This window comes from Streptomyces sp. NPDC052773, from assembly GCF_044547145.1.
Taxonomy (GTDB): domain Bacteria; phylum Actinomycetota; class Actinomycetes; order Streptomycetales; family Streptomycetaceae; genus Streptomyces.
Genome location: NZ_JBITZX010000001.1, coordinates 385,879 through 407,589, shown reverse-complemented (window position 1 = coordinate 407,589; position 21,711 = coordinate 385,879). Strand labels below are relative to the sequence as shown.

Sequence of the window (21,711 nt, the reverse complement as noted above, 5' to 3'; positions counted from 1 at the left end):
AGGGGGCCACCTGGGCTCAGGGGTCACGCTGGGCGCACGCTGACGCCCAGCAGTCCCAGCCCCTCCGGCCGTGACCGCCGTACGGCGATCGACCCGTACGGCGTCCGCAGCCGCAGCCAGGCCCCGGACGAGAGCAGCGCCGGCTCCCCGGCGCCGGGGACGGGCCGCAGGAAGCCCAGCGACTGGGCGGCGTGCACCGCCCGCACGGGCAGGCCGGTGGTTCCGACGGTCCGGGACCAGATCTCCCGGCCGATGCGGTCCAGCTCGGCCCGGGTGCGCGCCTCGGGCGCCAACTCCTGGCTGCGGGAGCGGAATTCGGCGACCCCGGCGGCGACCATCGCGCGCAGCGCGTCCGTCGCCGGCAGTCCGGACTCCGCCTGCCAGCCGCCGCGCGGCGGCAGCACTCCGGCCCACGGCGGCCCGGTCACCGCGCCGGGCACGGCGGCCGTGGCGGCCTTCTCGTCCACGGACTCCAGCAGTTCGCCCGCGGACACGGTGACGTCCAGGGTGACGTCGAGCCCGTTCTCGTACGGCTTGCCGAGCCGTACGGCGCGGATCGCCAGCACCTCGAAGGACGGCGGCCGTCCGAAGACGGCGAGCGCGGTGCCCGCCGCCTGGAGGCGTACCGCGGCTCCACGGTCGTAGTGGAGCAGCCGGGAGAGGAAGGCCGCGAGGTCCGCCGCCTCCCTCTCGTCGGCGAGGTGCAGCACCGTCATGCCGCGCCGGCCCCCCGCTCGGAGGCGTCGTCCATGTACTCCTTGAGGAACGCGCGCTCCTCGTCGGTGATCCGACGGGGCCGCTGCGCCTCGAAGTCGAACGGCACGATGACGGTCTTCGCCCGGACGTAGACCAGGTCGCCGTCCTTCACCTCGTAGGCGAGGGTGAAGGAGGCGGCCCGGATCTCGGTGACCCACAGCTCGATGTCCACGGGCTCGTGCCGGTGGACGAGCTGCCTCTTGTAGTCGATCTCATGGCGAGCCACCACGGACCCCTGCTTGAAGTCCTTCTCCGGGCGGAAGAGGAAGTCGATACGGGCTTCCTCCAGGTAGCGCAGGAACACCACGTTGTTGACGTGGCCGTACGCGTCCATGTCCGCCCAGCGCAGCGGGCAGCGGTAGATGTGCCGCAAGATCGATCAGCCCCGGGTCAGCTTCTTGTAGGTGGCCCGGTGCGGACGCGCGGCGTCCGGACCCAGCCGCTCGATCTTGTTCTTCTCGTACGACTCGAAGTTGCCCTCGAACCAGAACCACTTGGACTCACCCTCGTAGGCGAGGATGTGGGTGGCGACGCGGTCCAGGAACCACCGGTCGTGGGAGACGACGACGGCGCAGCCGGGGAACTCGAGCAGCGCGTTCTCGAGGCTGCTGAGGGTCTCGACGTCGAGGTCGTTGGTCGGCTCGTCGAGGAGCAGCAGGTTGCCGCCCTGCTTCAGGGTGAGCGCGAGGTTCAGCCGGTTGCGCTCACCACCGGAGAGCACGCCCGCCGGCTTCTGCTGGTCCGGCCCCTTGAACCCGAACGCGGACACGTACGCGCGGGACGGCATCTCGACCTGGCCGACGTTGATGTAGTCGAGCCCGTCGGAGACGACCTCCCACAGCGTCTTCTTCGGGTCGATGTTCTCACGGCTCTGGTCGACGTACGAGATCTTGACGGTCTCGCCGACCTTGATGTCGCCGGAGTCCGGGGTCTCGAGGCCCTGGATCATCTTGAAGAGCGTGGTCTTGCCGGCGCCGTTCGGGCCGATGACGCCGACGATGCCGTTGCGCGGCAGCGTGAACGACAGGTCGTCGACCAGGACCTTCTCGCCGAAGGCCTTGCTGAGGTTGTTGACCTCGACGACGACGTTGCCCAGACGCGGGCCCGGCGGGATCTGGATCTCCTCGAAGTCCAGCTTCCGCATCTTCTCCGCCTCGGCGGCCATCTCCTCGTAGCGAGCCAGACGCGCCTTGGACTTGGCCTGCCGCCCCTTGGCGTTCGACCGCACCCACTCGAGCTCTTCCTTGAGCCGCTTCTGCCGCTTGGCGTCCTTCTGGCCCTCGACCTTCAGACGGGCGGACTTGGTCTCCAGGTACGTGGAGTAGTTGCCCTGGTACGGGTACGCGCGGCCGCGGTCGAGCTCGAGGATCCACTCGGCGACGTTGTCCAGGAAGTACCGGTCGTGGGTGATCGCGACGACGGTGCCCGGGTACTTGGCCAGGTGCTGCTCCAGCCAGTTCACCGACTCGGCGTCGAGGTGGTTGGTGGGCTCGTCGAGGAGCAGCAGGTCGGGCTGCTCCAGCAGCAGCTTGCACAGCGCGACGCGGCGCTTCTCACCACCGGAGAGGTTGGTGACGGGCCAGTCGCCGGGCGGGCAGCCCAGCGCGTCCATGGCCTGCTCCAGCTGAGCGTCGAGGTCCCACGCGTTGGCGTGGTCCAGCTCCTCCTGGAGCTTGCCCATCTCGTCGAGCAGCGCGTCGGAGTAGTCGGTCGCCATCAGCTCGGCGATCTCGTTGAACCGGTCGAGCTTGCCCTTGATCTCGGCGACACCCTCCTGGACGTTCTCCAGGACGGTCTTCTCCTCGTTCAGCGGGGGCTCCTGGAGCAGGATGCCGACGCTGTAGCCGGGCGTGAGGAAGGCGTCACCGTTGGACGGCTGCTCCAGCCCCGCCATGATCTTCAGCACGGTCGACTTACCGGCACCGTTCGGGCCGACGACGCCGATCTTCGCCCCGGGGAGGAAGTTCAGGGTGACGTCGTCGAGGATCACCTTGTCGCCGTGCGCCTTGCGCGCCTTGCGCATGGTGTAAATGAACTCAGCCAAGAGAAACCGTCCGGCAGCTTGAAATCTGGCAGTGGGCAGATACACCCCATCTTGCCTGACGGCTACCCCCTGGGGGAAACCCGTATGGACGGGGGGCGCTGACCTGGGGTTTCGCTGATGCGGCTACGGCTCGACGGTCACTGTGGGTCGTCCTTGATCAGACTCGGGCGCCCTCGCTCGACCGAGAGACGGCCCGCCTGGGCAGGCGAAACGAGTCGCCTTCGTTGTCAGTGCCTGCCGCTATGGTGCGTCCGCCATCACGGGTGACGCTTCGGGGAGGGGCTTTGGGAGCCAAGACGGGACTACTGGTGTACGCCGATGGTGACGTGCCGGTCATGCTGCGCCGAGTGGGGGCGGCGGACCTCGACCGGACCGCAACCATGATCCGGCGGCTCTATCCGGGCTCCGAGATCGAGGGGTGCGACGGCTCGAATCTCGGGGACGGGGTGTACCCGCCGAAGGGGACGGTTTACGCAGCCAGCTGGCCGGGCGTGGAGCTCATCGGCGATCAGAACGTGATGATCGATGCCCCCTCCCAGCTCCCGGAACACCTCGTGGCGGCGAGCGCCGGCCGACGCCTCGTCCTGCACGCCATGCACAGCGTCGTCGACTGGCTGGCGTTCGCCGTGTGGGAGGACGGGCGTCTCGTCCGGTCCCTGAGCCTGTCTCCGGACAGCGGCATCATCGAGAACATCGGCGAACCGCTCCCCTTCGAGCTGCCCTACTGGGCCGGAGGCCGCCCGGCCGACGTCATTCCCTGGCCGGACGAGGACGAAGAGCCGTACGCGCTGCCGTTCCATCCCTTGGAATTGGGCGAAGACGCACTGCGAGCGCTCTGCGGCTTCATCCAGGAAGGCCGTCCCGAGCCGGAGGACCTCGACGCGGACAACATCCGACTGCACGGCTTCCATGTGCGGGACCCGCACGGCCCTGACCCCGCAGAGCAAGAAGCGCAGTTGCGAAGGGCCGTGGAAGCCATGGGACCGCCACGGGTGTACACGTTCGGTCCCGACGGCTCGCTGATCGAGCGCGGCGGCCTTTAGCTCACGACTCGGACGGCAGCTCGCCGAGCACGCCCAGCGCGCCGAGTGTGAGGCAAGCGGTACCGAAGACAGCGCCACTGTCCGACGGAATCAGGCACCCCATCTTCAGAGAGAGGCACCTGGATACGCTGCCTCAATGATTCGCGCTGTGATCTTCGACGTCGGTGAGTGCCTGGTGGACGAGACCACGGAGTACGGCACCTGGGCTGACTGGCTTGGTGTGCCTCGTCATACCTTCGCTGCGATGTTCGGCGCCGTCATCGCTCAAGGGCGGGACTACCGGGAGGTGTTCCAGGAGTTCCGGCCCGGCTTCGACCTCTATGCCGAACGCGAGCGGCGGGCAGAGGCGGGCCGGCCCGAGACCTTTGGTGAGAGTGACCTGTACCCGGACGTGCGGGACGCGCTCGCCGCTCTGCGGGCGGACGGGCTGTGGCTGGGGATCGCCGGGAACCAGACCGTACGCGCCGGGAAGATTCTCCGCGAGCTGTTCTCCAACGACGTGGACCTCATCGGCACGTCCGACGACTGGGGTGCCTCGAAGCCCGACCCCGCGTTCTTCCACCGGGTCGCCGAGGTCGTTCCGGCCCAGGTGGACGAGATGCTTTACGTCGGTGATCGCGTGGACAACGACATCAGGCCCGCGGTCGCTGCGGGGATGCACACCGCCCTGGTGCATCGCGGCCCCTGGGCGACGATCCAGTGGCGGACCGAGGAAGCCGAGAAGCTCCCGACCTTCAGGGTCGAGAGCCTCCTGGAGCTGTCCCCGCTGATCGCCCGGTTCAACGAGCAAGGGCGCTGACGGTCGTCGACCAGCTGTACAGCCGGTCGTCCAGCTCGCGCACGCACCGCTCATGCTGGTGCGGTACCAGCGCGCGCCGCACCTCACGGACGCGGTCCATGCCTGTGGCGTACCAGGTGCGCTCGAGTTGGTCGAGCGCCTGCACCGCATAGCGGCATGCTGCTTCCGGGTCGCCGGCGGCGGCCTCCACCGCGGCAAGATCGCCGAGGACGACGGTGCGCTGCTTCTCCTCGGCGTCCAGGGCTTCCAGGGCGCCCAGGAGGGTCGCTCGGGCCTGGGGCAGGTGCCCCGCGCGCAGTTCCGTGTTGCCTTTGAAGGCGGCGAGCCGAACGGCACCGAACCAGTCCAGCCACTCCGGGCTGTCGTGCTCGTTTCCGTCGGCGAGGACGTCTTCGGCATGTCGGATCAAATGCAGCGCCGTACGGGTGTTCCCGCACCGGGTCTCGCACTCCGCCTCGACGGCGTCGAGCCACGCGAGCATCTCGGCCGAGGGAAGGCCGCGACGGGCGTAGGTTCGCGCGGCCACCATCCGCTCCAACGCGGCGTCACGCTCACCCGCCCATCCGGGGACGAACGCCATGTGCGCAAGCACCGCACTGCCCATCAGGGCGTCCTCGGCCTCGCCCGCGGCCTGCAGCGCGCGCAGCAGGGTCTGCTGCGCACGGTCGGCCTCGCGCATGTCGAAGAACTCGATACGGCCCGCGAGCAGGTAGCTCTCGGCAAGAGCCGCAGCCACTCGCCGACGGGTCTGCCCGGCAGTCTCAGCCAGCAGCGCGCAGCCCAGCGTGGCGTGGGCGATGGTCGTGGGGTGCAGCGTGGCCGGAGCGACGGACCAGTACAGCCGGCGGTGCGAGCGGGTGACCGCCTCGTAGTCGTCTGCGGCGCTCGCGGGCTGCAGGGCACCTGCCCGAGTAGGAACCGTCGCGGGTCCGGATGGTGCCTCAAGCGCCGAGGGCCGCACATGCCGGGCCGGGGCTCCAGCGGGCGGCGCGAAACCGAGTGCTTCCAGATCCTGCCCGAGGAGCCGGGTGAGGTTCTGGGCGACTTCGGGTTGAGGCATGGGCGGTTGATCGGACTCCCAACGGCGGACCTGCCGGACACCCACCCCCAAGGCGTCGGCCAGAGCTTGCTGCGAGTGGTAACCGGCCGCCACGCGGGCGGACTTCAGCTTGGTGTTGCCTGCAGGCCGTGCCACTGCTGCACCTCCGTCGTCATGGGCTGCGTCAAGTGTCATCACAAAGCCCTGCTGTTCGCCAGTAGTCACCCTGGAGCCGCAACAGAAGTCCTTTTTGGTGCCGCAAAGAGGCCTATTCAAGTCCTCGGAGGGAGGTCACCGTAGGGCCACCCTTGTATCCATCCAATGAGCCTGGCGACCGAGGAGCCCCAATGCCGACACGACTTCAAACCGCAGGCTGGTGCACGCTGCTCGACGATCGAGTGGGGGTTACGGCATGAACGCCCAGCCGCAGCAGACGGCACCTGTCGACCTGGAGACGATGCGTGCCGCGGCGCGCCGCCTGCTCGCGGACGACGCCGAACTCCCCTCCGAAGGTGAGCTGGAGACACTGACACTCCAACTGCGCGGTCACCTCATGCTGGCCATCCCGGTCGTCGAGGAGTTGGCCTGCCGGTTTCCCGAGGACGACGTGCCGCGTGCCTGCGCGCACGCCGCCGTCATGGAGGCCCACGTCCGGCTCGGAGTGAAGCCCGGCTGGACCCTGCCCTCACAGATCGCCTACGCCCAGCGGCTGGCGCGTTCTGTGAACGCCCTCTGCGACCACTACGAGAATCTGAGCAGCGGGCAGCCCGCGGTCCTCGACCCGGAGCGGGCTGCGCTGCTGCACCTGTCGAGCCACTGTCTGACCTGCCCGACGTGCATGACCACGGACGACGTGACCGGCGTCAACGCCAACCTGGCGTGCGAGGACGCCGACCGGCTGTACAGGGCGTACCGGGAAGCACAGCACAGCCGCTGCCCAGCGGTCCCTCGGGACGGGCGCCCGTCGTGAGGATCTGCAACCGCTGCGATCAGCCGATCCTGCCCGGGGAGCCGTTCACCGAGATCGACAAGATGTCACCTTCAGGCGCGGGCGCGACCCTGTACCGCCATGACCGGCCGTGCCAACGCGTGCCGACCCAGTCCAACCAGTAGCGGATGAGGCCCTTGGGCCTCTCCCGTCAGGCCTGCGGCTTCCGCTTGCGGACCAGCACCAGTGCCGCCCCGCCGATCACCACCAGGCCGATGGCCACGCCGCCGATCAGCGGGGTGGCGTCGGAGCTGCCGGTTGCGGCGAGGTTGACGTCTTCCGTGGGGGCGCCGGCTGTGGCGGGGGTGGGTTCGGTGAGGGTCTGGGTGGAGATGCTGGTGTCCTGGGACTCCGCGGCCTGGGTGCGGCAGTCGAGGACGCCGGTGAAGCGGTGTTCGAGGCCCGCGGGGCCGGTGATCGTGAAGTCGTAGGCCTGGTCCTCCTGGAGGGGGACCGTCACCGTGCGGGTCTCGCCCGCGGCGATGGTGTGTTCCGTGCCCATCAGCTCGAAGGTGAACGGCGCGTCGCCCGTGTTCACCGCGGTGATGTCGACGCCGCCCTCGGCGCAGTTCTCCGCCGCGGAGAGGGCCGGTATGGCGCCGGTCTCCGCCCACGTCGCGGTGGCCCTCGCGGAGACGGTGGACTCGCTGGAGCCGGCCAGGATCTGGGTCTGGCTGCGGCTGTCGGAGGCGAAGGCGCGGCCGACCGGCACGGTGGTGGACGCCTGCACGGTCAGTTCGGTCGAGCCGTCCGCCGCGTCGGTGGGCACGTCGAAGAACAGCTGGGTGCCGTCCTGCGCGGCGGTGACCGGCTTGCCGTCCTTGCCGACGATCCGTACGCCGTTGGTGGCGGCACCCGTCGGCGGGGTCACCCGGACGCTGTCCGCGTTGGTGCGGACCGTGACCGGGCCGAGCAGCGCGCCGGGGCGGCCGGAGAGCGCGGGCGGGTCGAGGGTCAGGGAGGCCTGGGGCTCCGCCGTGTCGCGGGCGCTGTCCTCCAGGTAGTCCGCGAGCTTCTCGGCCTGCGGGTCGACCGCCTCGACGTCCACGCCGTCCGAGTAGCGCCAGATCGCGACCTGGGTGCCCGCCGCGGCGTCCTGCTCGGTGAGGCCACCGCTCACGCCCGCCTTGCGCGCGAGCGCCGCCAAGTCGTTGACCTGCGGGTAGGAGTTCTGCAGGATCCAGCGGATGCGGCCCGCGTCCTCGTTGGCGCCGAGCGAGGTGCCGCTCCAGGGCGTCTCGTGGTACTTGGCGTCCTTCTGCGTGGGGTTGTGGATGTCGACGCAGTACGTCTGCAGGGTGCCACCGCCCTCGACGGACATCTCGAACAGGCCCGCCGACAGCTCCTGGTCCCCCGCGTCGGTGTGCACCACGGCCGCGCCGTACGTCTTCAGGCCGCCGATGGTGGCGGTCGCGCCGCCCTGGGCCCGGTCCGTCGTGTCGTCGGCCGCGGCCCGTCCGGCGCCGGCCGTCAGGGTGGCCACGGTGAGTCCGGACACCAGCGTCGCGGCGGCGATGCCGGCCGCCCCTCGCCCGCACACCGACCGTGCGGAGAACGAAGCAAACACAGAATTCCCCTTCGAGCAGGACCGGTTGACGTGGGGGCGCGGTCCCGCCAGCAGAGTGGTCAAGCCCCTGGAGCCATGTCCGGCATCCTAGGGAGGCGCGCGCACCGCCTTTCGCGGTGATCCCGTCACAGCCGTGATCCGACTCGTAATCGTTATCGCGCGGACGCGCATGAGCTGGGCTTATCGACAAATCCACCGGGTCGTTCGGAGCGCATTCGCCGATAAGCCCGCACTTCGGGTCAGGACGGCACTTTGCCTGACATTACGTCACCAGTGCTGGCTCCGGCTGGTGTTGGTCAGCAGGTGAGTCCGTTCCGGGTGAATCATCCGCCGGTGTCTCCCAGTTGGGCTCCGGACGGGCCGGCGACGCCTCCCCCGCGGCCGTTGCCGTCGTCGCCTCGGCGCGGCCCGTGCGGCGGAAGGCCGCCGTGCCTCGTGCCAGATCATGCCCGATCGCCACGGCGTCGATGTCCGCCCAGGTGCGGCTCTGCCCCTCCCGCACGTCCGTGCGCACCTTCAGCCTGCCCTGCACCACCACCGGCTCCCCCAGGTTCAGCGAGGACATCACGTTCGTGGCGAGCTGGCGGTTGGCCCACACCGTGAAGAAGTTGGTGTGGCCGTCCGTCCACGTGTTCTTCTCCCGGTCCAGATAGCGCGCGGTCACCGCCAGCCGGAACCGCGCCGACGCTCCCGTCGGCGTCTCCCGGAAGACCGGCTGGGTCGCCACGTTCCCCACCGCGCAGATGATCGTCTCGTTCATCGTCAGCCCCTCCCTCGTACGGGCCCTCCCGTACGGCGGCGTCGTCTGGTCCGGCGACCGCGTCCGTCGCGATCGCCGCGCCCTCAGACTGCCTCCGTTCCGCGGAGCCCGCCGCGCCCTGTGGACCACCACCACAGCTGTGGAAAACCCCGCCACCCACACGGGTGACGGGGTATGCCCCACAGCGCCCGACAGGCGCCACCACAGCGCCAAGCCGCCGCCTGCCGCCCCTTACGGCGCCCCCGCCCCGATCACCCTCCCGTACTGCTCCCGAACCTCCCGGTACCGCAGCAATTCCGCCGCCACCGGATCGAGCACCCGCGCCCGGCCGCACGCGGCCGCCGCCTCCCGCAATCGCCGTTCCGCCTCCATCCCGTACCGCCGGGCCGGCCCCCGCGCCGCCATCCGGCAGCTCCACTCCACCAGCGGCCCGCCGACGATCCCGGCCACCATCAGCAGCACCGGCACCCCGAGGTTCGGCGACATGACTCCGACGATCTGTCCCACGAGCCACAGCCCGCCGATGACCTGGAGGATCGTCATGGACGCCTGTGCGAACACGGCCACCGGCCACCAGCCGGGCCGCGGCGGGCGCCCCGAGGGCAGTCCGGCCCGCGTCGCCAGCTCGTCCAGCGCCTCGGGCAGGCCCTGCGCACCGCGTACGGCCGCCTCCCGCACCGCCTGCGCCCAGGGCGCGGGCAGCCCGGCCGCCGCGCGCTCGGCCACCGTCCGTACCGCCTGTTCGACCCGCTGCCGCGCGGTGGCCTCCTCGTCGGCCTGGGTCCGGACCGGGATACGGCCCGTGGGTGGTTCGCTCCGGTCGTGGTACCACCGCCACAGCCGCAGCCACGGCGTGCCGCACGCGCGGTTGGCGTTGCGCAGCCACGCCCGCTCGGCGGCCTCCCCGGCGGCGGTGGCGCCGACCGCGTCGGCGAGCCGCGCGGAGAACTCGTCCCGGGCCGCCTCGCTGAGCCCGGCGCGCCGGCCGGTGGCGTAGACGGGCCGCAGCCGCCACGCGGCGGCGTCCAGGTCGGCGGAGATGCGCCGCGCGGGGGCGCCGCGTTCGGCGACGAACTGGCCGAGCGCCTCGCGCAGTTCACCGAGGCCGTCCCCGGTGAGCGCGGACAGCGCCAGCACGGTCGCGCCGGGCTCGCCGTACTCCCCGAGGGCGATGCCGTCCTCGTCGAGGAGCCGCCGCAGGTCGTCGAGGACCTGCTCGGCGGCCTCGCCGGGCAGCCGGTCGATCTGGTTCAGGACGACGAACATGATCTCGGCGTGCCCGGCCATGGGCCGCAGATAGCGCTCGTGCAGCACCGCGTCGGCGTACTTCTCCGGGTCGACGACCCAGATCACCGCGTCGACGAGGGCCAGCACCCCTTCCGCCTGCTCGCGGTGGCGTACGGCCGCCGAGTCGAGGTCGGGCAGGTCCACCAGGACCAGGCCGCGCAGCTGCCCGTCGACGTCCGCGTGCTGTGCGGGGCGGCGGCGCAGCCGGGGCGGGATGCCCAGCCGGTCGATGAGGGCCGCCGCGCCGTCGCTCCAGCTGCACGCGATGGGCGCGGCCGTGGTGGGGCGTCGTACGCCGGTCTCCGAGATGGTGACTCCGGCGAGCGCGTTGAACAGCTGCGACTTGCCGCTTCCCGTGGCGCCCGCGATGGCGACGACGGTGTGCTGTGCGGACAGCCGACGCCGCGCGGCGGCCTCGTCGAGGACGCGGCCCGCCTCGGCGAGCGTCCGGCTGTCCAGCCGGGTCCGGGAGAGCCCCACCAGCTCGCGCAGCGCGTCCAGCCGCGACCGCAGCGGCCCGTCGAACACCGGCGTGGGCGGTACGTTCTGCGCCCCGCCGGCGCGGGTCTCGGCCACGGCGGTCACAGCGACCACGGCACCCGGCTCCGCCGTCGCGGCCCCCTCGGCGACCCGCCGCGCGATCAGCCCGTCGTCCCAGGCGATCCCGGACTCCGGACGGTCCGTACGAGGCGCGGGGTCGCCCTCGTTCTTCGCGGTCTTGGCCCGGCCGTCGCTCTTCCCGGGCGCGTCGCCTTTCCCACGGGCCTCTTTCCCACGGGCGTCGTCTTTCCCACGGGCGTCGTCTTTCCCACGCGCGTCACGTTTCCAACGGGCGCCGCCACCACGTGCGTCACCCGCCGCCCCGTCCTCCCCCGCACGGACATCCCCCTTCACGTCGCCCCCCGCGCGGGAGGCCCCCTTCTCCTCGCCCTCCACGTGCGCGCGTGCCTCGTCTTCCCGCTCCCCTCCCCGCCGGCCCTCGCCGGGCTCCGGGGACGAGTCCCCCTCGGTCTGCGCGGCGCCGGCCGAGTCCACCGCGCCCGCCTCCCCCTCCATCGGGGCGCGCCTCTCGGAGTGACCCGAGTGACCGTTGTGGCCGGAGTGACTTTCGTGATCGGCGTGCTCCGTGTGGTCCTGGTCCGTGACGGCGGTCACCGGTCACCTCTCCTTCTGCAGTACGGACAGCGCGGCGATGAGTTCGGCCTGCGGCTCGGGATGGACGTCGAGGGCGTCGAGCGGGGCGAGACGGCGCTCTCGCTCGGCGTGGATCACGCGGTTCAGGTACTCGGCGAGCAGCCGCCCGCCCCGGTCCCGCAGCCGCAACGCCCCGTGCGCGCCGATCCGCTCGGCCAGCCCCTCGCCCGCCGAGCGGGCCCGGCGTCCGCCGAGCAGCGCGGTGGCGACCAGGGCGGCGACCAGCTCGGGATCGGGCGCGGGGGTGCGATCGAACTCGCGCACCTCCTCCTCCGCGTACTCCTCCAGCTCGCGCCGCCAGCGCCGTACGGCGATCCCGATCCGGTGCTCGGCGCTGTCCGGCCCGCCGTCGGGGTCGGCGAGCCCGGGGGCGCCCGCCGCGGGTTCGCGCCGCCAGGCGTCGTCCACGCGCTCGTCGGCGGCCGTCACGGCGCACAGCAGCAGGTCGCCGAGGCTGTCCACGAGCGCGTCCAGCAGTTCCCCGGCGGTGCAGTCGAGCGGGAAGGCCCGCCACCGCTTGAGGGCGTTCCCGGCGAGCACGGCCCCCGACTGGAGTCGGCTGCGCACGCGCGCGTGCTCGCTGTCGTACGCGGTGTCGACGGCGGAGGTGAGCCGCAGGGCGGCGGCGTACTGGGCGGCGGCGGCGCTGGCCAGCTCGGGCATCCGGGACTTCAGGGAATCGAGGACGCCGTACGCGGTGCGGGCCATGGCGTGCTGCCGCGCGGCGGGGTCCTGGGCCTGGTGGACGAGCCAGGTGCGCAGCGGCGCGACGGCGCTGGCGGGCAGCAGTCCGCCGCCCCAGGCCGACTCGGGCAGTTCGGGCACGGTGAACCGGGGTACGTCGCCGAGGCCGGCCTTGGTGAGCAGGGCGCCGTACTGCCGGGAGACTTCGGAGACCACCTGGTGCGGCACCCGGTCGAGCACGGTGACCAGCGTCACCTGGTACTCCTTGGCGGTGCGCAGCAGATGCCAGGGCACGGCGTCGGCGTACCGCGCGGCCGTGGTGACCATGACCCAGATGTCGGCGGCGCAGAGCAGCTCGGCGGCGAGGACCCGGTTGTCGGCGACGAGGGAGTCGACGTCGGGAGCGTCGAGCAGGGCGAGGCCGGGCGGCAGGCTCTCGGCGGTCTCGATGCGCAGCACGCGCGCGGGGTTCTCGCCGGGGAGCAGCAGGTCGTCGCTCGCCTCCTGCTGGGGCACCCACACGCGCGTGAGGTCGGGCAGCACCCGCATCCCGCTGAACCAGTGATGGTCCTCCGGGTGGCAGACCAGCACCGGCGTCCGCGTCGTCGGCCGCAGCACGCCCGCCTCGCTGACCCGCCGTCCCACCAGCGAGTTGACGAGTGTCGACTTCCCGGCCCCGGTGGATCCCCCCACGACGGCGAGCAACGGCGCTTCGGGCTGTCTCAACCGGGGCACCAGGTAGTCGTCGAGCTGGGCGAGCAGTTCGTCGCGGTTGGCACGCGCGCGTGGGGCCCCCGCCAGGGGCAGCGGGAAGCGTGCGGCGGCGACGCGGTCGCGCAGCGCGGAGAGTGCGTCGAGCAGCTGAGGCCGTACGTCCAAGGTCACCACATGCGAAGAATGCCCAATTTTATGGGATTTCTGAAGCATATGAGCATGTCTGCGCGCCGACAGGACACAAGGGACGGAAGGGACGACTGGGACAGGAAGGCAGTGCAGGCATAACGAGTGCACAACACCCGGTGCGCGAGACGTCAAAAGCGCTGCACGATTCGTACCTGCCTGCGATTATCAGGACCGCTTCACCGAACCTCCACATCGAGCCACGGAGGCGAAGCAACAGGGTCAAGGATCCGGGAGCCCTATCCTTGTCCCCGGCAACGTCACGGATCAGCCCACACCCGGGCACCACGACAGAGGCCACCACACCCGGCCCCCGTAGCTCAGTGGATAGAGCAGGCGCCTTCTAAGCGCTTGGCCGCAGGTTCGAGTCCTGCCGGGGGCGCAAAGCCCATCTGACCAGCGGAAACGCTGATCTCTTTCATGTCTGGCCCGATGCACACCGCTACAGGGGCAAGCGCCTTGACTGTCCACGAACGTGGGCGCATCGTGGGGCGATGGCAGATGAGCGCTACAACATCGGGCCGATGGCTGCGTCTTGGCTGCGCGCCCTGAAATCCCAGAACAAGAGCGACAACACCATCCGCATCTACGGAAACGCTGTCAGATCGTTCACTCGCTTCCTCCTCGACCCGGAAGAGGGGTACCGGCCCGTCGCCGACGACGACGGCAATACCGGCCGACCCGCGCCGACCGACCTCGACGAGGTACACCGCGAGCACATCGAGGCGTACATCGCCGCCACGATCCAGCGGACCAGCCCGGCGAACGCACACCAGCACTTCCGCGCCCTGAAGACCTTCTTCAACTGGCTGCTGGACGAGGAGGAGATCGACCGCTCCCCCATGCGGACAATGAAGCCGCCGGCCGTGCCCGAGACCGAGGTGCCCGTCATCCCCGAGGAAGACCTTGCGGCGCTGTTCAAGGTCTGCAAGGGGCGGACGTACATCGACAGGCGTGACACCGCGATCCTGATGTTGTTCCTCGACACGGGCGTCCGGCTCAGCGAGTTGACTGAGCGTCGGGTCGGCGACCTCGACCTCGACATGATGGTGCTGCGCGTCCTCGGCAAGGGTGACAAGTGGCGGTCGGTGCCGTTCGGCCGCACCTGCGCGGCTGCCCTCGACCGGTACCTCCGGGCCGCGGCGAAGCACAAGGGGAAGCCGCTCGAAGAGGACATGTGGCTGTGGTGGGGCGACCGTGCCAACGGGCACCGGCTGACGATCTCGGGTGTGAACAAGCTGCTGAAGCGGCGGTGCGCCGAGGCGGGGATCGAGCCGCTGCACCCGCACCAGTTCCGGCACACCTTCGCCCACCTGTGGAAGGTGAACGGCGGCAATGAGGACGACTTGATGCGCATCACCGGTTGGCGGTCGCGTCAGATGCTGTCGCGTTACGCGGCGTCGGCTGGCGCCGAGCGGGCCCGGTCGGCCCATGCCCGGCTGTCACCGGCTGACCGGCTGGCCTGACCAGTAGTCGCCCCGGCTCCGGTTCGTGTCGGCGAACCGGTATCCGGGGCGTATTCATGCGGCGCGGGTGGGGGGTTACCGGGCGGGCCGCACGTGCTGCACTTGCATGTTCCCTACGAGCCGCGGCAGCCGGATGCACAGGAGTGCGAGCGCCGCGGTCTCGTGTATCTGCTGAGGGTCGTGGGCGAGCCGAACGACGGTCCCGAGGTCGCGGTACATCAGGGGGGTACCGCGATCGAGTTCGGCCTGTTCTACCCGCACTACTGTCACCAGACCCCCTTTTCCCGCCCGCTGATTTCGGGCAGCCGAAATCGTGCGTGCGTTCGATACGCGCGAGGCCTGATCACTGTATGACGCACAGGGCCGAATGCACAGGGCACACCACTGGCAACAGCGAGCTACCGGATCACCAGATACACGCAGGCTAAACACCCAATCACCCGAATGGGTGAAGCTAGACCTCTCGCTCCCACCGCTCGGCGACCGCGCGCGCCTTCTCGTCCGCGCCCGCCTCGGCGTCGAGGGTGCGGATCAGCCGCGCCGGCGCGCCGCCAGACAGTTCCGCGTCGGTGTATCCGATCACCTGAAGGTGTGCGGCGGCGGCAACGATTTCGCGGTCCAGGCCGAGGCCGATGGAGACGGCGGTTACGAGCTGTGGGGTGACGTCGTACCCCTGGCCCGCGATGATCTTTGCGACAAGGCTCTTGCTCGGCGCCCAGCCGCTTTCCGGGTCCACAGCTACGGCAGCGAACTCCCGCGTGGACATGCGGCGGCCTGCGCCGACATGCGCCTTCACGAGTTCTGTGAGTGCGTCTCGCTGCTGTGGCATCCCTCCGCCTCTCCAGGCGCTCTAGTCCACACCATTACTTGGATGTGGTCGCAAAATTGCAGGTCAGGCCGTACAACCTTTTGTACCTGCGTGACATTGTCCACGATCACGGGCAGGCGTGGGACCCCTGGATGCGGTTACGTCCGATTTTTGACCCACCGCAGACCTGCCCACGATCGTGGACATCGCTTAAGCGGTGTGCTCTACTGGAGCTGTCCACGATCGTGGGCAGCAAACGGAGGCGCACCATGACCGATGACCGGCTTCATCTGACCGACAGCGACCTGCTGCGCGGACTGATGCGCCGGGCGCCCGACGGCGGCTCCCTCGATATCCGAGCCCTCGCCGAAGCCGTCGGTGTCTCCAAGAGCAAGATCCACGCACTGCTGAGCGGTGAGCGACCTTCGGTCACACCGGAGGTTGCCGAGCGCATATGCGAGGTTGTCGACATACAGCGCCACCGCCTCTTTCCCGACCCACTGCCCACGCCCACGGGCGTGGGCAACACCAACAAGGAAGGGACTCTCCGTGAACACGAGCGAGCGCACGATGCAGCTTCGACTCGCGGCGCACATCAGCTGGGCGAAGACCCCGGACAGGTCGAGCCGTACCGCCGCCGCCCGGCGCGCTAGCCACCACACCCGGTTCCTCGACATGGCGCGCCAGCAGAACCCGGGTGCGACCGAGGCCGAGCTGGCCGGCATCGCGGCGTCGCTGAAGAAGGCGCACTACCAGGCGCTGGCGCTGAAGTCCGCCCAGGCCCGCCGCATCAAGCGGGAGATGGCCCAGAAGGCGAAGGCGAGCCGCGTGCAGGCGGAACTGGCGCAGGCCCGCACGGCACCCGCCGCCTGACCCATCCCCTGAACGCGCCGAAGGGCCGCCCACCTTGCCCGGCTGACGGCCCCGCGACCGGCGCACCCCACCAACCAGAAAGTGAGGCCACCGTGGCCACATCATCTCAGACCCGCAGCAGGGTGATCCCGCTGCACCAGTCGCCGCAGGCGCGGCCGGCGACCGTTCCCGGTGTGTACCGGGCGGCGGCTCGGCTGCTCGCCGTGAACGGCCTGTACAAGGGCGACTTCGTCCCGGACGCGTTCGACCGGGAGATGGACGTCCCGCACCACCTGCGGCCGATGTCGATCGTGGCGGCGCTGAAGTGCGCGACGTCCGGCGACCCGCACCGCACCACGCTCCTCGCGGACGAGGCGATCGCCGTGCTGGCGCTGCGCCTGGAGGTCGACGGCGACGGCCCGCGGTACGGCGGGATCTTCGACCTGGAGGCGCACGTCGACGCCTGGGGCGACGTCGAGTCGCGGACCACGGAGTCGGCGGTGGCGGTGCTGGAGGCGGCAGCGGACGCGTGCGAGGTGGCGGCATGACGACGCCCCTGGTGATCAACACGCGGGACGGCGTCTGCTGGACGCGGCGCACGGTGACCGCGGGCGGGATCGCGCTGTACGCCCCGGAGAGCGTGCGCACGTGCCCGGAATTCGTGATGGCGACGCTCCCCGAGCTGGCCGAGCACGGGATCGTCGGCTCGGCGTACGCGCTGCCGGTGCCGGTCGGGCCCGAGCCGCGCACGCTCGACGTGGTCGAGGACGAGCTGACGGGCGCGCGGCTGTCCCTCTGGGAGGAGGAGCAGGCGTACGAGCGGCTGCGGGTGGCGTTGGAGTCGGCGAAGCGCGGCCGTCGGGAGGCGCGGGCCCGGGTCGCCGAGCTGGAGGCCCGGCTCGCCGAGTACGAGCGGCCGGCCGACGAGGACCCCATCGCCTACGCGCTCACCGGCAAAGCCGAAGCGGCGGCGCCCGCCGAGACGTTCCCGGCGCACACGTCGTGGCAGTTGGAAGTGCTGGACGGCGGCACTGTGTGGGTGGGGACGGGGCTCCGTGCCACCGACCGCCCCGGCGCCGAGGCCTTGCTGTCGAAGGAGCGGGACGAGCGTCCCGACTTGCGGTTCCGGCTGGTCCGGTCGACGACGACGCGCGCCGTGGAGCCGGGCAGCGAGACGGGCGGTGCCCGGTGATGTGGCTGCTGATCGAACTCGCCTTCCTCTGCCTCTGGCTCCTCGGCGGCGCCGCTGTCGTGAAGGGGGTCGAGCGATGATCCCCCGCCCGTTCGGCTGCGACGGCGACTACTGCGACTACGACGAGCGCGGCCGGTGGGAGCACGTCGACTGCCCGCTCGCCACCGCCCGCCAGCCGCTGCCCGCGCAGCAGGAGAGGCGGTCGGCATGAGCGACCGCGCTTACCCCGTCGAGCGGATCGAGCGGTACGTCGCCGCCCTGCGCAGCGCTGACGCCTACGCCCAACTGGAGCGCCGGGACGACCTCGTGCGGTTTGCCCGCGCGGTGATGGCCGTGGCCGACGACGAGACCGACCCGGTGTATCGCTCCGGGTACCGCACCGGCCGCGACCACTCCGGCCCCGGCGGCTGGGCCCTCAGCCGCTTCACCCCGGTGTTCACGACCAGCGACGGCACCGACTGCCCCGCGACCGAACTGCGCTGCACCGACTGCCGCGGCCTGGTCCAGGGCGTCGGCCCCCACACCCTCATCGACCTCATGGCGCTCGCCGCACAGCACGAGTGCCAGCCCACTACCGGAAAGGACGGTGCCTGATGCCGACCGGACCCGAGCACTACCGCGAGGCCGAACGCCTGCTGAAGGGCTGCCAGAACTCCTGCGGCGCGCTGGTCATCGAGGACGGCACCGCCGAGGTCCTTGCCGCTGCGCAGGTGCACGCGACGCTCGCCCTCGCCGCCGCCACCGCCATGGGCGCGCCCGTCGACGGGGAGGGCGACAGCGGGCTCCCGCCCCGGGACGCCAAGGCGTGGTTCGACGTCGCGGGCGTGAAGCTGTCGAAGGGCGGTACCGCCTGATGACGACAACCGTGCAGGCCGGGGCGAAGGCCCCGGCCGCCGGCCGCCGGGTCACACCCACCGGCCGCCTCATCCTCCCCGCCGACGCCGACCGCGCCGACTGGCTCGCCGCCCGCCGCTCCGGCATCGGCTCCAGCGACGTCCCCGCCATCCTCGGCCTCGTCGAGAAGAAGCCCCCGCTGGCCGTCTACTACGACAAGGTCGGCGCGGACATCGACGACGCCAGTGAGGCCGCGTTCTGGGGCACCGTTCACGAAGAGCCCGTCGCCCGCGTCTGGGCCATGCGCAACCGCTCGGTCATCCGCCGCGTCGGCCTCGTCGCCCACGTCGACCACCCGCACTGGATGACCACCCTCGACCGGCGCGTCACCGAGTGCCCGCTGTCCGAGGACACGCGCATCCCGTGCGCGCTGGAGGTCAAGACCCGCAGCGCGTTCAAGTCCGCGCAGTGGCACGCCGGAGCCCCCGACGACGTCACCGCCCAAGTGCTGTGGCAGATCGCCGTCAACGGCTACGACCACATGCACTACGCGGTGCTCATCGGCGGCAACGAGTACCACCAGGGCGTCATCCGAGCCGACCAGTACGCCGACGTCATCGCCGACATCACCACGGCCATGGACCGGTTCTGGACCGAGCACGTCCAGGCGCAGGTCCCGCCGGAGCCGACCGGCGACGGCGAGGCCCTGGCGAAGATGTTCCGCCGCCTCCACCCCACCCGCTCCGGCGCGGTGGACATCGACCGGCACCCGGACGCCCTGGACGCGCTCCTCGACTACAACCGCCACCAGCGCGCCGAGTCCGAGGCGAAGAAGACGAAGGCCGCCGCGAAGGCCCGCATGATCGCCGCCCTCGGCGATGCGCAGGAGGCCCGACTCGGCGGCGAGCGCGCCTACGCGCTGGAGCCCACCAACGCCGCGCCGAAGGTCGATCTGGAGCTCCTCGCCGAGCGCTGGCCCGACGCCTATGCCGCCTGCGTGAAGGCCAACCAGACCGAACGCATCGACATCTCCAAGGCCTTCAAGGGGGGCATCTGACATGGGCCTGCGCGAGAACGCAGCCGCGGCGGCCGGCCGCACCCTGGCCGACGACGAGCCGAACACCAAGGTCGAGGACCGCCAGGCACCCGACCTGACGGAGCCGGACCTCGGCGACCTCAGCAAGGACGCCGAGTCCACCAGCGCCGTCATCGCCTGGTCCCGGGTGATGGGTGAGGTCCGCTCCATCGCGAAGCGGGAGCGATTCGAGGGCGGCAGCGCGGGCCGATTCAACTTCCGCGGCATCGAGACCGCCTTGAACGCCTTCGGCCCGGCCTGCCGCAAGCACGGCGTCCTGGTCATCCAGCACAAGGTCGAGACCGAGTACCGCGACATCACCACCAACAAGGGCGCCAAAATGCGCGAGTGCACCGCCCTGGTGACCTTCCGGATCTACGGCCCGGACGGCTCGTTCTTCGAGTCGCAGGCCGCCGGTGAGGCCTCCGACTCCGGAGGCCGGTCGACACCAAAGGCGCAGTCGATCGCGCTGCGCACCCTGCTCATCAACAACGGGCTCGTGCCCACGGAGGACCGCGACGCGGACGCCGTCCACTTTGAACGCGCCGAGTCCCCGGTCCGGCCGGCGGCCACCTACCTCGACGAGATCTGCAACCCGCATACCAGCGCCGGACGGCTGCGGCAGATCCACCACGAGCTGCGCACCACTCGCCAGTTGGGTGCGCTGGTCACGAACGAGGTCGGCGACGAGGAGCCGATCGGCGAGATGGTCGTCCGTATCGGCAAGGAGCGCGCTGCCGGGGGTGCCGAGTGAACACCTTCGCTTCCGTCCGCAAGGCCGCTTGGGACACCGAGACCACCGGCCCGGATCCGCTCAACGACCGCATCGTCACCGCCGCGTTCATCGTCCGCGGCGGCGGCCGGGAAGACCGGGTCTTCTCCTGGCTCATCAACCCGGGCGTCCCGATCCCGCCGGCGGCCTCCGAGGTCCACGGCATCACCGACGCCACGGTGCAGGCCGAGGGCCAGGACCCGAAGACCGCCCTCGACGAGATCGCCACCAACCTGGTGCGCGCCATCGAGTGGGGCATGCCGGTCATCGCGTTCAACCAGTCCTTCGACTGGTCGATCCTTCACCACGACCTGGTGCGCAACGGCCTCCCGACGGTCGAGGAGCGCGTGGGCCTGCGACCGCTGACGCTGGTGGACCCGCACGTCATCGACAAGCAGTGCAACCGGTACGTGCGCGGCACCGGCCAGCGAAAGCTCAAGCCGACCGCTGAGCGGTACGGCGTGCAGTTGGAGGACTGGCACACCGCCGAGGCCGACGCGCTCGCCGCGCTGCTGATCGCGGAAACGCAGTTCGAGCGGTACCCCCAGCTCGCCGACATGAACCCGGTCCAGCTGTTCGCCGCCCAGCGCACTTGGCGGGCCGAGCAGCAGGCCAGTCTCCAGGACTGGTTCCGCACGAAGGCCAGCCCGGAGCAGGGCGGCGACCCGAACAAGGTGATCGACGGCTCGTGGCCGCTGATCCCCGCGCCGCGCGGGGGTGAGGCGTCGTGAGCGCCTTCATCGCCGCGGTCACCGCCGCGGGCACCGCCACCGCCGTCGGCGTCATCGCGGTCGCCCGCGCGTGGACGCCGCCGACCGGCCGCCGCCGCGCCGGCGCCCCGCTGCCCCCGCCCGTCGAGGCCCTGGAGAAGGTCGCCGCCCTGTGCGCGACGGAGCGCCGGGTCACGGTCCACGCCCGCACGCGTGTGACGCGCGAGCTGATCTGCCTCGACTGCCGCAACACCAGCCCTGACGCACCCGCCCCGGCCCGAGAGGAGCCGAAGTGACCACGCTCTTCGACCTCACCACCGAGGCCCCGGCCGCCCCCGCGGCGGCCGGGCCCCGGCCCACCACCGGCATCCCCAAGGTGATCGGCCTCGACGTCGCCATGGGCACCACCGGCATCGCCGGCGAGGGCTGGACCGACTACGTCAAGGCCAAGGGCTCCAGCCAGCACTCCCGCTTCGAGCAGCAGCTCACCGGGATCGCCGACCACACCCGGCACGCCGCCCTGGTCGTCATCGAGGGCGCCGCCTACGGACACAACAACCAGGGCGCCGACGCCCTGGCGGCGATGCGGTGGATGGTCCGCCATGACCTGTGGAAGCGCCGTATCCCCTATGCCGTCGTCACCCCCGGCCAGCGCATGATCTACGCGGTAGGCACCGCGGCACCCGCCGACCCGGCCACCGGGAAGCGGCTCAAGGGCGACGCGCTCAAGGGCGCCCTGCGGGACGCCGTCGCCACGACGTACGGCATCACCACCGAGGGCCCGGCCCGGTACGACGAGGCCGACGCCTACATCCTCATGGCGATGGGCCTGCACTGGCTGGGCTGGCCCCTCGCGGTCGTCCCCGACACCCACCGGCGCGCGCTGGACTCGGTCCGCTGGCCGGAGCGAGCGGCGGTGATCGCGCGATGAGTACCCGTGC

The 21,711-nt window shown here is 71.0% G+C and carries 25 protein-coding genes and 1 tRNA gene; 17 read left to right on the top strand and 9 right to left on the bottom strand.

Features of this window, described 5'->3' with window-relative positions:
* Positions 1-23 precede the first annotated feature (23 nt).
* Genes ACIG0D_RS01975 through ettA form a run of 3 tightly spaced genes read right to left on the bottom strand, consistent with a single transcriptional unit; the run spans position 24 to position 2,800 of the window.
* On the bottom strand, positions 24-716 hold the full coding sequence (locus ACIG0D_RS01975; protein WP_399795663.1) for a hypothetical protein: 693 nt from the start codon (positions 714-716) through the stop codon (positions 24-26).
* Positions 713-1,129, bottom strand: a complete 417-nt coding sequence (locus tag ACIG0D_RS01970) for an acyl-CoA thioesterase (protein WP_399795662.1) — start codon at positions 1,127-1,129, stop codon at positions 713-715. Before ACIG0D_RS01970 ends, ACIG0D_RS01975 begins: the two co-directional genes overlap by 4 nt.
* Before the next feature lie 6 nt (positions 1,130-1,135).
* The gene (gene ettA, locus ACIG0D_RS01965; RefSeq protein WP_365757484.1) at positions 1,136-2,800 is read right to left on the bottom strand and encodes an energy-dependent translational throttle protein EttA; all 1,665 of its coding nucleotides are present in this window, start codon (positions 2,798-2,800) and stop codon (positions 1,136-1,138) included.
* 284 nt (positions 2,801-3,084) lie between these two features.
* Here ettA and ACIG0D_RS01960 point away from each other — a divergent pair, with 284 nt between their 5' ends.
* The gene (locus ACIG0D_RS01960; protein ID WP_399795661.1) at positions 3,085-3,843 is read left to right on the top strand and encodes a DUF6928 family protein; all 759 of its coding nucleotides are present in this window, start codon (positions 3,085-3,087) and stop codon (positions 3,841-3,843) included.
* Positions 3,844-3,979: 136 nt separating this feature from the next.
* Positions 3,980-4,642, top strand: coding sequence for an HAD family hydrolase (locus ACIG0D_RS01955; RefSeq protein ID WP_399795660.1), 663 nt, complete (start codon positions 3,980-3,982; stop codon positions 4,640-4,642).
* On the opposite strand, the gene ACIG0D_RS01950 is transcribed toward ACIG0D_RS01955, so the two are convergent.
* Positions 4,623-5,837 carry a helix-turn-helix domain-containing protein gene (locus tag ACIG0D_RS01950; RefSeq protein ID WP_399795659.1) on the bottom strand — a complete coding sequence of 405 codons (1,215 nt, stop codon included), beginning with the start codon at positions 5,835-5,837 and terminating at the stop codon, positions 4,623-4,625. The genes ACIG0D_RS01955 and ACIG0D_RS01950 overlap by 20 nt on opposite strands.
* Before the next feature lie 256 nt (positions 5,838-6,093).
* On the opposite strand from ACIG0D_RS01950, the gene ACIG0D_RS01945 reads away from it, so the two are divergent.
* Positions 6,094-6,651, top strand: coding sequence for a DUF6415 family natural product biosynthesis protein (locus tag ACIG0D_RS01945; RefSeq protein ID WP_399795658.1), 558 nt, complete (start codon positions 6,094-6,096; stop codon positions 6,649-6,651).
* Between the two features lie 169 nt (positions 6,652-6,820).
* Here ACIG0D_RS01945 and ACIG0D_RS01940 read toward each other — a convergent pair whose 3' ends face one another.
* The 4 genes from ACIG0D_RS01940 to ACIG0D_RS01925 all read right to left on the bottom strand — a co-directional run bounded on the left by ACIG0D_RS01940 (position 6,821) and on the right by ACIG0D_RS01925 (position 13,049).
* Positions 6,821-8,236: a Cys-Gln thioester bond-forming surface protein gene (locus ACIG0D_RS01940; protein ID WP_399795656.1), complete on the bottom strand. Its 1,416-nt coding sequence runs from the start codon at positions 8,234-8,236 to the stop codon at positions 6,821-6,823.
* A gap of 262 nt (positions 8,237-8,498) precedes the next feature.
* On the bottom strand, positions 8,499-8,996 hold the full coding sequence (locus ACIG0D_RS01935) for a single-stranded DNA-binding protein (protein ID WP_399795655.1): 498 nt from the start codon (positions 8,994-8,996) through the stop codon (positions 8,499-8,501).
* Between the two features lie 231 nt (positions 8,997-9,227).
* Positions 9,228-11,438: a GTPase gene (locus ACIG0D_RS01930; RefSeq protein WP_399795654.1), complete on the bottom strand. Its 2,211-nt coding sequence runs from the start codon at positions 11,436-11,438 to the stop codon at positions 9,228-9,230.
* Between the two features lie 3 nt (positions 11,439-11,441).
* Positions 11,442-13,049 (bottom strand): dynamin family protein, encoded by a 1,608-nt coding sequence (locus ACIG0D_RS01925; RefSeq protein WP_399795653.1) that lies wholly within the window; start codon positions 13,047-13,049, stop codon positions 11,442-11,444.
* A 321-nt stretch (positions 13,050-13,370) separates the two neighbouring features.
* Between ACIG0D_RS01925 and ACIG0D_RS01920 the strand changes: the two genes are divergently transcribed.
* Both ACIG0D_RS01920 and ACIG0D_RS01915 read left to right on the top strand, forming a co-directional pair.
* Positions 13,371-13,443, top strand: a tRNA-Arg gene (locus tag ACIG0D_RS01920).
* Positions 13,444-13,555: 112 nt separating this feature from the next.
* The gene (locus ACIG0D_RS01915; RefSeq protein ID WP_399795652.1) at positions 13,556-14,527 is read left to right on the top strand and encodes a tyrosine-type recombinase/integrase; all 972 of its coding nucleotides are present in this window, start codon (positions 13,556-13,558) and stop codon (positions 14,525-14,527) included.
* Positions 14,528-14,981: 454 nt separating this feature from the next.
* Here ACIG0D_RS01915 and ACIG0D_RS01910 read toward each other — a convergent pair whose 3' ends face one another.
* Complete coding sequence (locus ACIG0D_RS01910) at positions 14,982-15,356, bottom strand: hypothetical protein (protein WP_399795651.1); 375 nt, start codon at positions 15,354-15,356, stop codon at positions 14,982-14,984.
* 248 nt (positions 15,357-15,604) lie between these two features.
* Between ACIG0D_RS01910 and ACIG0D_RS01905 the strand changes: the two genes are divergently transcribed.
* The 12 genes from ACIG0D_RS01905 (at position 15,605) to ACIG0D_RS01850 (ending at position 21,701) form a co-directional block, all read left to right on the top strand.
* Complete coding sequence (locus tag ACIG0D_RS01905) at positions 15,605-15,988, top strand: helix-turn-helix domain-containing protein (protein WP_399795650.1); 384 nt, start codon at positions 15,605-15,607, stop codon at positions 15,986-15,988.
* A 22-nt stretch (positions 15,989-16,010) separates the two neighbouring features.
* Entirely contained in the window at positions 16,011-16,208 is a 198-nt protein-coding gene (locus tag ACIG0D_RS01900; RefSeq protein ID WP_399795649.1) for a hypothetical protein, read from the top strand.
* A 92-nt stretch (positions 16,209-16,300) separates the two neighbouring features.
* Positions 16,301-16,735, top strand: coding sequence for a hypothetical protein (locus tag ACIG0D_RS01895; protein ID WP_399795648.1), 435 nt, complete (start codon positions 16,301-16,303; stop codon positions 16,733-16,735).
* Positions 16,732-17,379 carry a hypothetical protein gene (locus tag ACIG0D_RS01890; protein ID WP_399795647.1) on the top strand — a complete coding sequence of 216 codons (648 nt, stop codon included), beginning with the start codon at positions 16,732-16,734 and terminating at the stop codon, positions 17,377-17,379. Before ACIG0D_RS01895 ends, ACIG0D_RS01890 begins: the two co-directional genes overlap by 4 nt.
* A gap of 76 nt (positions 17,380-17,455) precedes the next feature.
* Positions 17,456-17,590, top strand: coding sequence for a hypothetical protein (locus tag ACIG0D_RS01885; protein ID WP_399795646.1), 135 nt, complete (start codon positions 17,456-17,458; stop codon positions 17,588-17,590).
* On the top strand, positions 17,587-17,973 hold the full coding sequence (locus ACIG0D_RS01880; RefSeq protein WP_399795645.1) for a hypothetical protein: 387 nt from the start codon (positions 17,587-17,589) through the stop codon (positions 17,971-17,973). The genes ACIG0D_RS01885 and ACIG0D_RS01880 overlap by 4 nt, the downstream gene beginning before the upstream one ends.
* Positions 17,973-18,233, top strand: coding sequence for a hypothetical protein (locus tag ACIG0D_RS01875; RefSeq protein ID WP_399795644.1), 261 nt, complete (start codon positions 17,973-17,975; stop codon positions 18,231-18,233). Before ACIG0D_RS01880 ends, ACIG0D_RS01875 begins: the two co-directional genes overlap by 1 nt.
* Positions 18,233-19,270, top strand: a complete 1,038-nt coding sequence (locus ACIG0D_RS01870) for a YqaJ viral recombinase family protein (RefSeq protein ID WP_399795643.1) — start codon at positions 18,233-18,235, stop codon at positions 19,268-19,270. Before ACIG0D_RS01875 ends, ACIG0D_RS01870 begins: the two co-directional genes overlap by 1 nt.
* Position 19,271: 1 nt before the next feature.
* Positions 19,272-20,042, top strand: a complete 771-nt coding sequence (locus ACIG0D_RS01865) for an ERF family protein (protein WP_399795642.1) — start codon at positions 19,272-19,274, stop codon at positions 20,040-20,042.
* The gene (locus ACIG0D_RS01860) at positions 20,039-20,791 is read left to right on the top strand and encodes an exonuclease domain-containing protein (protein ID WP_399795641.1); all 753 of its coding nucleotides are present in this window, start codon (positions 20,039-20,041) and stop codon (positions 20,789-20,791) included. The genes ACIG0D_RS01865 and ACIG0D_RS01860 overlap by 4 nt, the downstream gene beginning before the upstream one ends.
* On the top strand, positions 20,788-21,066 hold the full coding sequence (locus tag ACIG0D_RS01855) for a hypothetical protein (RefSeq protein ID WP_399795640.1): 279 nt from the start codon (positions 20,788-20,790) through the stop codon (positions 21,064-21,066). Before ACIG0D_RS01860 ends, ACIG0D_RS01855 begins: the two co-directional genes overlap by 4 nt.
* Positions 21,063-21,701 carry a hypothetical protein gene (locus tag ACIG0D_RS01850; RefSeq protein ID WP_399795639.1) on the top strand — a complete coding sequence of 213 codons (639 nt, stop codon included), beginning with the start codon at positions 21,063-21,065 and terminating at the stop codon, positions 21,699-21,701. The genes ACIG0D_RS01855 and ACIG0D_RS01850 overlap by 4 nt, the downstream gene beginning before the upstream one ends.
* The last annotated feature ends 10 nt before the right edge of the window (positions 21,702-21,711 follow it).

Coding starts and splice junctions, on each gene's coding strand:
- ACIG0D_RS01975 (WP_399795663.1), bottom strand. CDS start 716: ATGACGGTGCTGCACCTCGCCGACGAGAGGGAGGCGGCGGACCTCGCG.
- ACIG0D_RS01955 (WP_399795660.1), top strand. CDS start 3,980: ATGATTCGCGCTGTGATCTTCGACGTCGGTGAGTGCCTGGTGGACGAG.
- ACIG0D_RS01945 (WP_399795658.1), top strand. CDS start 6,094: ATGAACGCCCAGCCGCAGCAGACGGCACCTGTCGACCTGGAGACGATG.
- ACIG0D_RS01935 (WP_399795655.1), bottom strand. CDS start 8,996: ATGAACGAGACGATCATCTGCGCGGTGGGGAACGTGGCGACCCAGCCG.
- ACIG0D_RS01915 (WP_399795652.1), top strand. CDS start 13,556: ATGGCAGATGAGCGCTACAACATCGGGCCGATGGCTGCGTCTTGGCTG.
- ACIG0D_RS01910 (WP_399795651.1), bottom strand. CDS start 15,356: ATGCCACAGCAGCGAGACGCACTCACAGAACTCGTGAAGGCGCATGTC.
- ACIG0D_RS01905 (WP_399795650.1), top strand. CDS start 15,605: ATGACCGATGACCGGCTTCATCTGACCGACAGCGACCTGCTGCGCGGA.
- ACIG0D_RS01900 (WP_399795649.1), top strand. CDS start 16,011: ATGGCGCGCCAGCAGAACCCGGGTGCGACCGAGGCCGAGCTGGCCGGC.
- ACIG0D_RS01890 (WP_399795647.1), top strand. CDS start 16,732: ATGACGACGCCCCTGGTGATCAACACGCGGGACGGCGTCTGCTGGACG.
- ACIG0D_RS01885 (WP_399795646.1), top strand. CDS start 17,456: ATGATCCCCCGCCCGTTCGGCTGCGACGGCGACTACTGCGACTACGAC.
- ACIG0D_RS01880 (WP_399795645.1), top strand. CDS start 17,587: ATGAGCGACCGCGCTTACCCCGTCGAGCGGATCGAGCGGTACGTCGCC.
- ACIG0D_RS01875 (WP_399795644.1), top strand. CDS start 17,973: ATGCCGACCGGACCCGAGCACTACCGCGAGGCCGAACGCCTGCTGAAG.
- ACIG0D_RS01870 (WP_399795643.1), top strand. CDS start 18,233: ATGACGACAACCGTGCAGGCCGGGGCGAAGGCCCCGGCCGCCGGCCGC.
- ACIG0D_RS01865 (WP_399795642.1), top strand. CDS start 19,272: ATGGGCCTGCGCGAGAACGCAGCCGCGGCGGCCGGCCGCACCCTGGCC.